Source organism: Dyella monticola (genome assembly GCF_003363155.1).
Classification (GTDB): domain Bacteria; phylum Pseudomonadota; class Gammaproteobacteria; order Xanthomonadales; family Rhodanobacteraceae; genus Dyella_B; species Dyella_B monticola.
Genome location: NZ_QRBE01000002.1, coordinates 222,489 through 238,926, shown reverse-complemented (window position 1 = coordinate 238,926; position 16,438 = coordinate 222,489). Strand labels below are relative to the sequence as shown.

At 63.2% G+C, this 16,438-nt stretch carries 4 protein-coding genes; all 4 read right to left on the bottom strand.

Translation table 11 applies throughout. The features are described 5' to 3' along the window. Positions 1–66: 66 nt before the first annotated feature. A complete protein-coding gene (locus tag DWU98_RS04805) occupies positions 67–1,332 on the bottom strand; it encodes an O-antigen ligase family protein (RefSeq protein ID WP_115494361.1) in 1,266 nt (421 codons plus the stop codon). Then, positions 1,332–2,432, bottom strand: coding sequence for a polysaccharide deacetylase family protein (locus DWU98_RS04800; protein ID WP_115494360.1), 1,101 nt, complete (start codon positions 2,430–2,432; stop codon positions 1,332–1,334). The genes DWU98_RS04805 and DWU98_RS04800 overlap by 1 nt, the downstream gene beginning before the upstream one ends. Before the next feature lie 176 nt (positions 2,433–2,608). After that, entirely contained in the window at positions 2,609–9,043 is a 6,435-nt protein-coding gene (locus DWU98_RS04795) for a non-ribosomal peptide synthetase (protein ID WP_115494359.1), read from the bottom strand. Between the two features lie 10 nt (positions 9,044–9,053). Beyond that, entirely contained in the window at positions 9,054–16,379 is a 7,326-nt protein-coding gene (locus DWU98_RS04790; protein ID WP_230474688.1) for a hybrid non-ribosomal peptide synthetase/type I polyketide synthase, read from the bottom strand. Between the last annotated feature and the right edge of the window lie 59 nt (positions 16,380–16,438).

Genomic DNA, 16,438 nt, shown 5'->3' with positions numbered 1-16,438 from the left:
CCGTGCGCTCCCTGCGCCGCGATCGACATGCGGCGACTGGGTGATGGAGGAGGGGCCGGTGAGTGTTCATGCGGAGACGTGCAGCAGAAGCGCGACGAGAACAAAAAAAACGGCGATGCTGCCCAGGGACGCGGTAAACCAGCGCCAGGCGCTGTCCGCCAGCCGGAACATGCGCAGGCCAGGAAAGCGTTGGCGCGCGTTGACGTAGTAGCCCACCACCGTGGCGGCGAGCAGATACATCACCACCGTGTAGCTGCGACTCAGGAAAAACGCCGCCGCATACAGGCCGCATAGCGACAATAGCAATGTCAGCGCCATGCGCTGTTCGCCCTGCCACGCTTTGGCGCGCACGGAATCGTCGAGGCCATCGGGCTTGTAGCGCAGCACGGTCAGCATCATCCAGAAGCCGTACCCGACAAAAGCCAGCCACAGCATGTAGCCGATAAAGCCCGTCTCGGCCAGCACCAGCACAAAGGAGTTGTGCGCGGTGAGATCGTTGTACTCGGTGAAATTGCCGGCACCGACACCGAATACCGGATGGGACAGAAACATGTGCAAACCTTCGTACCACGCGTCCACGCGGCCAAATGCCGATTCTTCGTCCGGATCCAGATCCTGCATGCGGGACGACATCAGCTTCATGCATGCCAGACCGACGACACCCAGCGTGCCGGCGGTGATGAAGCCGCGCCGATACCATATGTACACGCCCGCCACGACCAGCACGGCGAGCAGCGCACCGCGCGAGTTGGTGAGATAGGTGCCGTAGAACAGCAGCGCCGCGCACGCCAGCCAGAACAGGCGTAGCAACAGTCCACGCAGCGTACTTAGAAAGACCGCCATGGGAATGGTGGTGGCGAACAACAGGCCCAGATCGTTTGGATCATTGAAAATGCCGACGTACTGGATGCGTCCGTCCTCGGAAATCGGCACGCCCGTCCAGCCCATGCCGGTTCTAGCCTGTCCAATGCCGTGCGCGACCAATACCACCGAACACAGCACGAATACGGCCATCGTAATGATGACGCGCTGCTGCGTATTGCACGCGGTGGCGAGCACGAAAAAGGCGATCATGATCGGGCCGAATTTCTCCAGTTGATCCAGCGCGCCGCCGAACCAGCCATTGACGACCACGGAGATCATCAGCACCACCAGGAAGATCGGCAGAATGACAAACTGCGGTGCGGCGAAGGTTTTGGCGCTCGAGATCAGCCAGCACAGAAAGGCCGCGATCAGCACGATCGGTAGAATCGGTATGCCGGTAAAAGCCGCCATGTATTCCTGCGGGCGGATGATGGTCAGGACCAAATAGAGAATGATCAGCGGAAACATCAGACGTGGACCTGTTCGCGCGTCGACTCGTGGTGAGCGGTCGGATAACTGACCAGGCTCGGCAAGGTCAGCATGGCGGCGAACCATCCCGGGCTCATCATGCGCTCGACCGGAAGACGGCGAAGGGCATAGCGGTTCGACGCCGGTTGCGGATTGGTGCCGCAGATGTAGCAGACGGCCAATTGAAAGCCGGCATTGCGCGTGGCATCCATGACCGCATCATCGAAAGCGCGATCGCCGCCGACCGGGTAGGACATCAGGGTGGAAAACGCGCCGAGCTCCAGATCCAGGGTCGCTTTGGATCGGCGCACTTCCTCCTCCATGCGCTCGCGCGGCAACTTCGCCAGCATGCGGTGGTACACACCGTGCGAACCGATCTCAAAGCCCGCGGCGTGCATGTCGCGCACCTGGTCCCAGGTCATCGGGCGGCAATCTTGAGGCCGCACGTTGCTCGGCATCTGCCATTCGTTTTCCAGCCGCGCAATCATCGCCTCCTGCTTCATGGCGTCGATGCTTTTCATGTTCTTCAAGATGGCGCCGGCGAGCGAACGTCGCAGATCGCGCTCGTGCGGCATGGGCACATCCATGTCAATTTCCGGAAGTACCAGGCGCGGTGCAGTGGTAAGCAGGATCATGTGCACCAGCCAGTCGTACCCGAACGGCTTGCCGGTATCGATGTGACCGGTCGAGACGAAGAACGTCGCGGGAATGTTCAGTTCGCGCAGGATGGGGTAGGCGATGTGGTAATTGTCGTCGTAGCCGTCGTCGAAGGTAATCACCACGGCATCGGGCGGCAGCGCGGCACCGCTGTTCAATGCGGCGGCGACGTCGGTCAGGCGAAGTGGTACGAAGTGCTGCTTCACGTGCAGCATCTGCGCGCGGAAGCGTTCCGGGGTCGTGCTGATCAATTCAAGATCGAAATCGAACGTGGCCGCATCGGGCAGCGGCATGACCCGGTGATAGGCCAGAATCCGCAGATCTTTTTGCCACCATGCGCGTACGCGCTGCAGTGGCAGCAGCGCGCCGGTGCTGTAGCAAAGCTCTGCCATCCGCCCGCGGATGCCGGACGCCCTGCCATGACCTTCTTCCTGAGCCAACATGGATAGAGTCCTCAGCAATGCGCGCGGCGGTCGGATGCGCGCGCGACGACGGTGAAAAAGACATCCCGGACACAACAGCAGAACGGCACGCACGCGATCGATCGCGATGCACGCGGTGGCTCGCCGGCAATGGCCAGGTTTCTCATATCGGTTCCCCCCGGACCGACGCGCTCATGTCAGCCGCGCCCGAACAAATGACGTAGCCGTGCGCCGATCTTCGGGCGTGGCGGCTCCTTGACGACGCTTTCGGATAACCCCGCCGCCAGCGTGCCCAACGTGCCGTTGGCGATGTCCAGCAGGTTCAACGCCATGCCGGTCTGGCGTTGTACGCGTGCGGCCATGTCGACCGCCATCAACGAATGACCGCCGATGTCAAAGAAGTTGTCGCTGGTGCGCACGCGTGCGACCCCAAGAAGTTCTTTCCATAATGTGGCGAGCAGTTGTTCGTTGGCGGTCTTCGGTTGCGTGGCGCTGTCGTCGATGCCGTCGTCACCTGACGACTCGGCCGGCAAGGGCAGCGCGGCCATATCCACCTCGCCGTTTGCCATCAAGGGCAATGCGTCGACGAACATCAGGCGCTGTGGCACTTCGTGCGCAGGCAGGGCTGCGGCCAGGGCGGCGATCAGCCGGTTGGCGTCGAGCCCATGCCCGGGGGCGGCCACGACATAAGCGTCCATGCGCGCGCTGCCGGCCTGGTTCATGCGCGCGACAGCGACAGCGCGCGCGACGCCGGGCTGGCTAAGCAGTTCGGATTCGATGGTCGCCGGATCGACCTCGCGGCCGTGGATGCACTCACGGCGATCGGTGCGACCCATTTCCTGGATGTTGCCACTCAGCAGCCAGCGCCCGCGACGGTGCGTGCGTTGCAGACGCCTGTCGGTCGAAACGACGGAGGCCGTCACGGCGCCACGGTCGTGCGCGGTGGCACGTGTGCCGAACGGTTGGCTTAGCGATACACCGCCGACATGGATTTCGCCGATGGCGCCGATCGGGCAGGGATGCTGCTGCCCGTCGAGAATCCACACCGCGGTATTGCCGAGCGGCCGACCACTGTGCAGGCTTTCGGCAGGCCGTTCGATGCGGCCGCAGGACACCGTCAGCGAACTATCGGCAGAGCCCGATACATTCCAGAGGCCGGCGCTGCGTTCGGCCAGTTTTTGCGCCAGATCGGGCGTAGGCAGGTTGCCGGTACAAACCACCTTCATCTGTGCGCGACCCGTCCAGTCCGCGGTCACCATGGATTGCCACGCCTCAGGTGCAGCGAACATCGCGCTCGCCTGATGGTTCTGCGTCAATTTGATCAGCGCTTCGCCGTCGTGCGCTTCCCGCTGGCTGGCAAGAATCAGCTCGGCACCGAACGCCATCGGCAGCAGGGTTTCGATGATGGCCTCGCTGGTTGCCGGCGGGGCGGTCGCAAGGATGCGATCGTCTGGCGACAAGGCGAGCGAATCGTGTAATCCCTGGCATGCATTGGCAATGGCGCGATGCGTAAATGCCGCACCGCTGGGGCGGCCGTCGGCATCGGGCACGTAGACGACGATCGCTACGTTGTCATCGACACCCTCTAGCGCAAACGCGTCGCGATCACTCGCCGCGCCAATGATTTCTACCGTGTCCGCGTCGAACCAGACGGCTTGCGCGCGGGGCCATTGAAGGGGGTTCTCCAGCGCGCTCTCGCCAACCAGAAGACTGATGCCCGCATCGGCAATGATCTCTTTCAGGCGCGCGACCGGATCGGTTGGATCGAGCAGCACGCATACGCTGCCGGTCTTCAGGATTCCCAGCATGCCGGCGAAGCGGTTTATCCCCGGTTCCGCGCTCAGCCCGATGACCGTGCCGACGCTTGCGCCACGTGTACGCAGGCAGCAGGCGATACGGTTGGCGCGTTGCTCGATCTCGATGTAGCGCGTGCCCCAGCTGCCGAATGTCAGCACCGTCTTTTCCGGCACCCGATCGGCTTGCCGTTCGAACATGGCAGCTACGCTGCTTGGCAGCTCCACGGTCATGGACGTTGCATTCCAGGCTTGCTCCTGCGCCAGTTCGCCATCGCCGATGGCGGTGAGCGAACCGACGCGTTGCTGTGGGTCCACGCTGACGCGCGCCATCATGGTCAGGTAGCGATCGCGCAACAGGCGTGCTGTTTCGGCGTGCAGGATGTCGGCGTTATAGGTGACGCCGCCGACCATGCCCTTGTTGCTCTCGAGGAACCACAGGCCAAGGTCTTCCGTCGCGCCGCTCTGGAACAGCAGGATCTGCTCGTGCGCCAAGCCGCCCCAGTCCACGATACGTTGACGCGCATCCTGGAACGAAAACAGTGCCTGATAAAGCACCGCGCCGCTGCCTGCGCCGACACGCAATTCCCGCTGAAGGTATTCAAGCGGTACGTCGGGATGGCCGAAGCTTTCGATCGCCGCACGTTTGACGTAACGAACGAAATCGATGAACGGAAGCGTCGTGTCGACGGTGATATGTAACGGCAATAGATTATTGAAATAGCCCATGACCGATTCGACTTCGGTCTGATTGCGCGCGCGTACCGGCGTGCCGACGACCAAGTCGTTCTCGCCAGCCATGCCGCTGAGCAATACGTAGTACAGCGCAAGCAAGGTCATGTTGAGTGTGGCATCGGCGGCCCGCGCGACGTCGTGCATCGCATCGGTCGCCTCCTTGGGCACCCGGATCCATTCGGTACGGCCGATGCCGGACATGCCCGGCCGCCGCGGCTGATCGGTGGGCAATGCGCGGATGTCCGCCATCTGCGCGAGGCGTTCGCGCCAGTACGCAAGCTGCGTCTGAAACTGCGGGCCTTCCAGCCATTGCGTGTGCCAGGCGGCGAAATCGCCATAACTGACTGGTAACGGCGCCAACGGCGAGGGCGCTCCCTCGACGAACGCCCGGTACAGCGACGACAGTTCGGCATACAGAATGTCGAACGACCAGCCATCCCAGATGATGTGATGGGGCATGAAGAAAAACACGTGATCGTCATCGCCCAGGCGGAACATGCGCGCACTGAACAGCGGCGCCTGGGTAAGATCGAACGGCGTATCGGTGATGGCCTGCAGGCGCCGCATCAGCGCGGCTTCCCGCTCGGTTTCCGGCACGCCGGAAAGGTCCTCGGCAGGGAACAGCGGCACGTCGATATCGGATGCGACGATCTGTTCGACGGCCTGCCCATCGCGGCGGAACGCCGTGCGCAGGATCGGTTGACGCTGGATCAAGGCGCGCAACGCAAGCTGGAAGGCAGCCTCATCGAGATGGCCGCGCAGTCGATGCGCGGATGGTGCGTTGTACGTGACACGCCCGGGCTGCAATTCTTCCAGTGACCACAAGCGGCTCTGCATGAGCGACAGCGGTGCGCGGCTTTGATCCGCGCGTCGCGTGATGGGCTGTGCGGCAGGCGTTGCGCCGCTGACCACTTGCGCATGGATCGCTGCCGCAAGCTCGGCGATCGTCGGCGCATCGAACAGGGTGCGGAACGACAACGTGATACCGAACTCGCGATTCAGGCGCGCGGTGAGCTGCGCCGCCAGCAAGGAGTGGCCACCCAGGGCGAAGAAATCGTCGCGTACATCCAGATCAGGTAGCGACAAGACACTTTCCATCGCCGCCGCCACACGGCGTTCATCGTCGGTGCGCGGTGCGATGCGTGCTGTTTCCGACGCGACAGAGTGAACGTGTGGCGCGGGCAGTGCCTTGCGATCGGTCTTGCCGTTGGGCAGCAACGGAATCGCGCTGAGCTCGATGACATGCTGCGGCACCATGTAATCCGGCAGCCGACGCTTGAGCTGTTCGCGCAGGCCCGTTTCGTCGAAGCCGGCGTGATCGCGCATCACCACGTAGGCGACGAGCCGGACGTCGCCCGGGCGGTCTTCGCGTGCGATCACGACGGCGCGATCGACCTCGGGCACATCGGCGAGCACGGATTCGATTTCGCCCAGCTCGATGCGATAACCGCGCACTTTCACTTGGAAATCCAGCCGCCCCAGGTGTTCAACCATGCCATTGGCCAGCCAGCGACCACGATCGCCGGTGCGATACATGCGCGCGCCGCTGCGCTCCACGAAGGGATCGGGCAGGAAGCGTTCGGCATCGAGCTCCGGGCGATTCAAATAACCCAGCGTGACGCCGGCGCCGCCAATATAGATTTCGCCCGGCACGCCCAGCGGACACGGCGCGCGCTGTTCGTCCAGGACATGGATCTGGGTGTTGGCGACTGGACGTCCGATGAAAATGCCGGCGCGTGGATGGGTGACCCGCCAATAGGTCGAATAGACGGTCGTTTCGGTGGGGCCGTATCCATTCCACACCTCGTTGCAGCGCTGTAGCAGCGCTTCGGCAAGATCGACCGCCAGTGGTTCGCCGCCGGAGATGGCGCGAAAACGTTCGCGTCCATGCCAGCCTGCTTCGATCAGGATGCGCCAGCCCGAAGGGGTGGCCTGCATCATGGTCGCATCGCTTTGCTCCACTAAGCGGCGCAGTGCAGCACCGTCGCGCACATCGTCTCGGTCGGCAATGATGACTTCGGCGCCGGCGCTCAACGGCAGCATCAATTCCATGAAGGCGATGTCGAACGATAGCGTCGTCACGGCAACCAGTCGATCGTCTTCGGCGATGCCCGGAACGCGTTGCATGCCGGTCAGGAAATTCGACGTCGTGCGATGGGGAACGCGCACGCCCTTGGGTCGGCCGGTTGAACCGGACGTGAAAATCACGTAGGCCACCGAATCGGGCGTCGCCGCCGCGTCGTCGCGCGGCAAGCGCGCGGTGGAAGCCGATTCGATCGCATCGGCGTCGTGCTTCAGCGACAGCACGCGCGATGGAGGAAATTGGAACGCTTGCGGCGTGACATCGTCGACGATGAGCGATGCCAGGGCGGCATCGTCGGCCATGAATGCCAGGCGGTCGGCGGGAAATTGCGGATCGAGCGGTACATAGCCCGCGCCGGCCTTGAGCACGGCGAGCACGGCCACCACCATATCCGCGCTGCGCGCCAAGGCAATGCCTACCAGGTCGCCGCGAGCGACACCGCGCTCGCGCAGGACACGCGCGAGTCGATTGGCGCGGGCCTCTAATTGGGCATAGCTGAGCTGCCTTGCGCTGTCGCGTACTGCAGCATGATGGGGGACTCGATCTGCCTGCTGTTCAAAATATTCGTGTGCGAGTTTTTGCTCGGGATACGGGGTACTTGCAGGCTGCAGTGTCGCGATGCTGCGCTGTGCGGCTTCTGAGAGGAGGCTGAGTTCCTGCACGGCGATGTCCGGTGTCGCTACCGCGCTGCGCAGCAAGGTCTCGTACGCATCGAGCCAGCACCGAATCGTTTCACCGCGGAACAGGTCGCTATTGTATTGACACTCCAGTCGCAGGCCGTCGCCTACTTGTACTGCATTGACGAATAGTTCGAAGTTCTCGTAGGCCCGCGCGTTCCCGGCGAATTCAAAGCGCAGGCCGGGGAAGGAGACGGTACGTTCGTCCAGCGCCTGATCCAGGTTGAACAGCACGCTGACCAGTGGAAGCCGGCCAGGGTCGCGCGGCATGGCCAATCGCCCGAGCAGGCTGCCGAGCGTATATTGCCGATGCTCAAACGCATCGAGCAGATCGCCACGCAGATGATCGAGCACCGTGGCAAACGGAGCGTGCGAGTCGATCGCGGTACGCAACGGCAATACGTTCACGCAATGACCGACGAGATTATTTTTCCCGTCGGCCGCTTGTCCGGCGCTGGGAATGCCCACCACCACATCGTCCTGGGCGCTCAACCGATGCAGCAGCGCGCTGAAAGCGGCCAGCAGGGTTGCATAAAAGCTCGCACCGCGCCGCGCGCCCATGCGTTTGATGTCCGCGATCAGGGCGGCATCCAGCGTGCGATCTTCGCGTTGTGAAGCGAAGCTGCGATGACGGCGGCGCGCACCGTCGGTGGGAAGGTCCAGCGACGGCAATGCGCCGCCGAACCGGCTCAGCCAATACTGTTCGTCATCGCGGCCACTATCGGTTTGCGCGCGCATCGTTTCGGCGATGGCGTAGTCAGTGAATGCGTCCGCAGGGGCGGCGCCGCCGCCCTGACCCAGCCGTTGTGCGTACAGCGCGGCGAGATCGCGCACGATCACGCCGAACGACCAGCCGTCGCAGATGATGTGGTGCGCGGTAAAGATGAGCAGGTGCTCGTGTTCGGCAAGCCTCAGCAGATGGGCGCGCACGAGTGGTCCATGTTCCAGGTCGAACGGCGTGCCGACGGCCATGCCGAGCGCCGCAGAAATTTTTTCGTTGCGCTCGGTTTCGTTCAGTCCGGACAGATCGTGGGCGACGACATCCAACGCCACGTGAGTGGCGATGCAAAGCTCATTGCCGTCCGCACTCAGGGTGGCGCGCAGTGCTTCATGCCGATCGATCACACCTTGCAGCGCCGCCTGCAAGGCAGCCACGTCGAGTTCACCACACAGCCGTATCGACACCGATTCGTTATAGGCGAGCGAGGCTTCCTGCTCAAGTTTCGCGGCCAGCCATATCTCGCGCTGCGATGCCGTCGCGGGTACGACACGTGCGAGTGCGGCATCGGCAAACGGGTCGTAGTCGACCGCCGTGGAGACCATGCTCACATCACTGGCATTCATGGCGTGCTCCTCATGCGCTCAATTTCATGAACTTGCCCGGTGCATCGGGGTTGGGCACAAACCAGGTCGGCTTGCCTTCCTCATCCTTGCCCAGGCGCGCACCGGCGATCGGTGGCTTGCTTGCATCCAGCGGAAGCACTTCGATCTTTTTGCGGCGGGGCAGGAACTCCGCTTCCTGCAACTCAAGCACGGAATCCTTGAACGCCTTGGCGATCGTAACGAAGTCCTCTTCGGCGTGTGCAGTGGTAAAGAAGCAGGGGAAATTGTCGAGAATATGGATGCCGCGGCTGCGCATCATCGCAAACAGCAAATCCTGCAGCGGGTGATCTTCCAGGAAATTGGTCTTCCACACCGACGCAAAGTGCGTCACCTTGATCGGCGCGCCCACGTCTGCGCAGAACATGTTCAGCTCGCAGGCCAGCGACGTGGTACGCGCATTGAGTCGCTCCTGCAGCGCAGCGCCCGATGTCTTCAGGTGATCGAGCACCGCATGCGCGGCCGCGAGGGCCAGCGGATGACGCACAAAGGTGCCAGCGAAATAGGTGACGCCGACCGTCGGAATCGACGCATCGCCGAACTGCCAGCCGCCACCGTCGAGCGCATCCATGAATTGGCGCTTGCCCGCGATGACGCCGATGGGGAAGCCGCCACCAACGACTTTCCCATAGGAAGCCAAATCCGCCTCGATTCCGAGCACTGCCTGTGCGCCGCGCGGGTGCGAACGAAAGCCGGTGACCACTTCATCGAAGATCAACAAGGCGCCGGTATCGGCGGTGATTGCGCGCAGTTCCTGCAGGAATTCGCGTGGCTGGAAGTCGGGACGCCGGCTCTGCACCGGCTCGACGAGCACAGCGGCAATCGAAGCCGCGCGCTCGCGGATGATGGCGAGCGATTCGGGCGTGCCGTAGTCGAGTACAAGTACATGTTCGGACGTGTTGCGCAGAATGCCCGGTGCGGCCGGTACCGAGCGCAGTTTCTTCGTGCCGCGCACGATCACCTCATCAAAGATGCCGTGATACGAGCCGGCGAAGATCACCAGCGTGTCGCGGCCGGTGATGGTACGCGCCACCCGGACGGTGCCCATCACGGCTTCCGATCCGGTGTTGCACAGCGCGGCGCGGTCGAATCCGGTGAGCTCGCAGATCTGTTTGGCGACCGCGCCGGCCAGGGGATGCTGTGGACCGATTTCGTAGCCGCTGTCGAGCTGTTTGCGAACCGCATCGAGTACAAAGTCAGGCTGCCAACCGAACAGATTCATGCCGAAGCCGTTGAGCGCATCGACGTATTGGTTGCCGTCCAGGTCCCATACCTTGGAACCTTTGGAGCGTTCGACCACGATCTGATAAATGATTTCCTTCAGCAGCGGCCGGAACCCGTTGACCACGCGCGGATCGGCCAGGTGCGGACGATGTTCTTGCGTGTAAGCCTTCGATCGCCGCGTGCGCTCGATGTAGCGGCGCATGAATGCATCCAGGCGGACACGCTGACGGCCGGTCAACTCGGTAGAACCGGAATGGATGCGCGCGATCGCGCCGAATGCCTTTTTGACGTCGTAGGTGGTATGCGCCAGCGCCGCTTCTTCGTCTGGCGGCGTGTCGGCTCCTGTCGCGACCGGTCGCGCCTCGACAGGCGGCGGCGGTGCAACGGTCGCCGCCAACGGCGCCGATGCCGATGCCGCTGCTGTCGCTGTTGGCGAGTTGCCTGCTTGTGCGAGCAAGGCCAGTTGCTGCTGCATGATCAGCATTTGCTGCTGGATCACATCCTGTATCAATCCGCCATTCGCTGGTAGGGACATTACGGATACCTGACTGGTCGTCGCGGCAGGGGTGGCCGGTGTCGTGGCAACTGCTGCACCGGGCGTGGTGGCGACTGCCTCGGCTTCAGGTGGCAGCAGCCGATCGATATGTTGGGCGAGGCTCCCGAAGGAAGAATGCGACTCCATCAGTTCGCGGAAGGTAATCTTCAAGGCGAAGGTCTTCTGCAGCTGCAATGCCACCTGGGTCAGCGACAGTGAATCGAGACCGAGTTCGACGAAATGCGTCGCCGGGTCCACGTCATCGAATTCTGTGCCGGCAACGTCTTCAAAGAGCGCGCTGAGTTGTGCGACCAGACGCGTAGCGCGCGCGGACGTAGAGGACAGGGCAGGGGCCATGGTGGCCTCCGGAATGAGGTTGAGTGGTGGTGTAGCTATCGCGACGGGGTCGGATCGCACCGGAAGCGTGAAAACGTTGGATGCCGCTGTCGCTGGCAATGTATTGGCAGCCGGTGGGGTGTCGATCCAGTGACGCTTGCGCTCGAACGGATAGGTCGGCAGGCGCACACGATACTTGCGCTGCCGGCGATCCAATTGACTGACCGACACGTCGACACCGCATGACCACAGTTGCCCGACTGCATCGAGCCATGTGGCGCGTTCGTTCGATGGGCTATCGGCCAGTGTGGCCAGCACCACTCTGCCGCGGCTTTGCGAGTGCTGGCGTGCCAGGAGGCTGAGCGTGGTACGCGGCCCCACTTCGAGCAACGCGTGTTGCGGTTCGCTCAGCAGGCTTTGCAGCGCCGTCGAAAAACGTACGGTGCCGCGCAGATGTCGCGTCCAATAATCCGCCGAGATGGCTTCGTCATCGCGCAGCATGCCGCCGGTCAACGTCGAAGCCATCGGTATACGGGGTGCCGACAGCGAAATACGTTCGACTTCTTGCTGGAATGACACCAACGCCGGGTCCATCATGGACGAATGGAACGCGTGGGATGTGTGCAGCAACCGGCAAGCGATGCAGGCTTGTTCGAGTTCCGCCTGAAACGCCTGGACGAGTGGTGTTTCGCCCGAGACGACGCACGCATTCGGAGCGTTTTCGGCAGCGAGCGACAACGCGGTCGGCATGCGCGCCGCCAGTTGCGCCGCATCCATGCGCACGGACAGCATCGAGCCGGCCGGCAGCGCCTGCATCAAGCGTCCACGTCGAGCGATCAGGCGTGCACTATCGGCAAGGTTCATTACGCCGGCGATCACCGCCGCGACAAACTCGCCCACGCTGTGGCCGATCATGGCCACGGGCGTCACGCCGTAACTCATCCACAGGCGTGCGAGCGCATATTCCATCGCAAAGATCGCCGGCTGGGTGAGGCAGGTCGCGCGCAGTGCATCGGCATCGTCGGCGAACAGCCGCTCGCGCAGGTCGAACCCGAGTTCATCGCGAAGGATGTGTGCGCATTCGTCGATCGCCGCGCCGAATGCGGGTTCGGTTTCGTATAACGCGTGTCCCATGCCGGCATATTGCGAACCCTGGCCGGGGAACATGAATACGATGCCTGGCGCAGGGTTGAGCGCAGTCTTGGTGGATGACGATGCTGCCGGTTCCAGCAATCGTTTGGCAGCGTCTCCGGCGCGGTCGGCAACGAGGTGCATGCGATGCGCAAAGATCTTCCGTCCCTTGCACAGGGTCCAGGCGATATCGGCGAGCTGAGCATCCGTCTGGTTTGCGAGATGGGCGCCCAGTTGTTCCGCCGCGTGACTGAGCGCCGCATCGCTGCGCGCGGAAAGCAGCAACAATTGCGGGCCCTCGGCTGCATCGGAAGCCTCGCGCTGCGGTGGCTCTTCGAGCACGACGTGTGCGTTGGTGCCGCCAACGCCAAAAGAGCTCACGCCCGCGCGCAGCGGACCGCCGTCGAATGTCCAGGTACGCAAGCTGTCATTGACGAAGAACGGTGAGTTGGCCAGATCGAGCTTGGGATTGCTGGCACGAAAATGCAGCGATGGCGGCAGTCGCCGCTCGGCCAGGGCCATCGCCGTCTTGATCACGCCAGCCGCGCCCGCGGCCATCACCAGATGGCCCACATTGCTCTTGACCGATCCGATCGCGCAGACTCCGCGCGCGCTGGTGCTCTGGCGAAATACCTGGGTCAGTCCCTCGATCTCGATGGGATCGCCCAGCGGCGTGGCCGTGCCGTGGGTTTCCACGTAGGAAATCGTATTTGCCTGCACGCCGGCGTTATCCAACGCCATCGTTATCACAGCGGCTTGCCCCGAACTGCTGGGTGCGGTGAAACTCGCTTTGGTGCCGCCATCATTGTTGACGGCGGCGCCGCGAATGACGGCATAGATCGGGTCGCCGTCCTGCAGCGCGTCGGAGAGCCGCTTCAACAGCACGACGGCGGCGCCGTCGCTGAACACCGTACCGCGCGCATCGGCGTCGAAACTGCGCGTGTGCCCATCGGGCGATAACATCGAACCTTCCTGCGAGACGTAGCCGCTGCGGGGCGGGCACGCGATCGACGAGCCACCGGCAAGCGCCATGTCGCAGTGACCGGCGCGCAAGGCATCGAAGGCCTGGCAAAGCGCGACCAGCGACGTCGAGCAGGCCGTATTCATGCTGATCGCCGGGCCGGTCAAGTTGAGTTTGTGCGCCACGCGCGTGGCGAGATAATCCTTTTCATTGGCCAGCATCACCTGAAACGCGCCGAGCTTGTCGACCAGGTCTGGGCGAGTGCTGATATGGCGCTGGAAATAGGTGGCGTTATGCATGCCGCCGAAGACGCCCACGGGCACGTCATGCTCGTCCGGCACATAGCCGCCGCGCTCCAGGCATTCCCAGCACAGTTCCAGGAAGATCCGCTGCTGCGGGTCCATCAGCTCCGCTTCGCGCGGCGAGATGCCGAAAAACGCCGCGTCAAAGTTTTCCACGCCGTCGATGACGCCGCGTGCCGCCACATAAGCGGGGTCTTTGCGCTGTTCCTCCGGAATACTCGCATCGAGTTCGTCCGCAGCGAAAAAGGTGATCGATTCGCGGCCGGCGCAGAGATTGTCCCAGAACATCTCGACATTGTTCGCGCCGGGGAAGCGGCCAGCCATCGCGATGATGGCCACGGGTTCGGCGGTGGCGTGGGGGCGATGGTGTGAAAGACGCGCGGCGAGTGCGGCACGTGCGTCCCGACGGTCGATCATTGCGCCGAGTGCGGCGGGCGTGGGCGCACCGAAGAACGCCGCTATCGTGGGTACGCTCGATGCCAGTTCGGCATGGATGCGTGCCACTGTGCGCACGGCCAGCAGCGAGTTCCCGCCGAGGTCGAAGAAATGATCGTTGCGGCCGACCCGGTCCAACCCAAGCATCTCGGCGAACAGTTCGCACAGCCGTTGTTCGGTGTTTCCGATCGCGGGCACATAGACATCGGCCAGTTCGGGGCGGCGGTTGTCCGGTGCGGGCAGGGCGCGGCGATCAAGCTTTCCATTCGCGGTGACCGGCAGTGCATCCATTGCTATGTAGATGGATGGCACCATGAATTCCGGCAGCGCGTGTGCAAGCTGATCGCGCAAGCTGCGGGCGCTGACCGATGCATCATCGGCAACGTAATACGCAACCAGTCGCTTGTGTCCCGGGCGATCTTCACGGGCCAGCACAGCGCACGCACGCAGGCCGGGCTGACGTTGCAGCGCGGCTTCGATTTCCCCGACCTCGATACGGTAGCCGCGAATCTTGATCTGGCCATCGGCCCTGCCGACGAACTCGATCACACCCGTGGGTAACCAGCGCACGAGATCGCCGGTTCGATAAAGGCGCTCGCCATCGGCACCAAACGGATGGGCAACGAACCGCTCGGCGGTCAGCTCGGCGCGCGCGAGGTAACCACGCGCCAGGCCGGCGCCGCCGATGTACAGCTCGCCGATCACACCAAGCGGCACTGGCTCGCTGCGGCTGTTAAGCACATACAGCGTGGTGTCTGCGATGGGTCGGCCAATTGGAATCGAGCGGTCATGCTCGCCGATGTCGCGCGGGATGCGATACGTCGCGGCGAAGGTCGTGCATTCGGTCGGGCCGTAACCGTTGATGATGATGATGGTGGGTAACGCGGCATACGCCTTGCGCACGTGCGCGACCGACAACGCCTCACCACCGATCAGGAGTTGTTGGAGGCCACGCAATTTTTGCGCGTCTTCATCGACGATCGCATTGAACAGCGCCGCCGTCAGCCATGCGATGCGCGCGTCGTGGCGTTCGATCGTTGTTTCCAGTCCGCCGGCGGTGGGGATGCGCTCATCGTGCACGATGCAGGAGCCGCCGTTGAGCAGGGCTCCCCATATTTCCAGCGTCGACGCATCGAACCCGAGCGGCGCGGCATGCAGGATGCGCGGGTTGGCGCTGAGGTCGACATACGCGACATCGCGCACCAGGCGAATGATGGACCGATGGGTGACCTCCACGCCCTTGGGCGTGCCGGTGGAACCGGAGGTGTACATGACATAGGCGAGCGCGCTTCCATCGACGGAAGGGCGCCGGTACGTCGACGCATCACCTTGCAATTGCGCCAGTTGCACGATCGGTAGCTGGACGCCGGGTATGGCCGGTGGCTGGACGTCGGCAATAACCAGTGCGGCGCGCGCATCGTTGATGACAAAGGCGAGGCGTTCTGGCGGGTAGCTTGGATCGAGCGGCAGGTACGCGGCACCCGCTTTGAGAATGCCCAGGATGGCGATCAGTGCTTCCGGCGAGCGTTCGAGCAAGAGCGCGACCGGCGCGCCAACGCCGACACCTGCGGCGATCAGGCCCGCGGCGACGCGATCGGCACGCGCGTCGAGTTCGGCGTAGGAAAGAGTGAGACCCCGCGATTCGATCGCAGGCAAATGGGAATGCTGCAGAACTTGCGCTGTGAACAGATCATGCACGGTATCGGTCGCGCAGCGCGGTATGGCCGTGGCGTTCCATTTGGCCAGCATGCAATCGCGTTCTTCCGGGTCGCAAATCTCGAACGATGACATGTCAGCATTGGTGGATGCGCACAGCCATGTCAGTGCGCGCATGACGCCGGTATAGAGCAAGTCGATCGCGTCGGCAGTGAGTGGCGCGCGGAACGCCACCTCGATGCGCGCAGCGGATGTGTGCACATTCCAATGACTGTCGGTGGTGTCGGTCCGCGCATCGTGGTGCGATTCCGCGCCGGGCCGATCAGGATCGCTACCTACGCTCCACGCGGTGCGGCCATCGGCTGGCGCCGACGTGCCGAGCGAGGCACAGAACGCTTGCAGCCATGTGTCACGCCCTCCAGCGCGCGGCGCGTCAATCGACAACTGCCTTGATTCATCCCCATCGACGTGATTGGCCACAACGCCTTGCGCGCCAGTGAGCCGCGATTCGGTCAGCGCCAAGGCCGCGCACAGAATTGCGGTTTCCTTGACGTGGTACCGCCGCGCTGTATCGCTGAGTGCCGTTATGACCGATCCATCCAGCGCGTAGTCACGGCGCGTCCAGCCGCTTGCGCAAATGCCGGTTTGGCATGGCAGTACGTCCAAAAGCGTGCTGCCTTCAGCCATACCGTCCCGGGGCTTGGCGACGCATGTGTTCATGAGGCTTTCGCGATCTCCATGCGGGTGATGGCAGGTGCCAGGTTCCGTGGGTGACAACT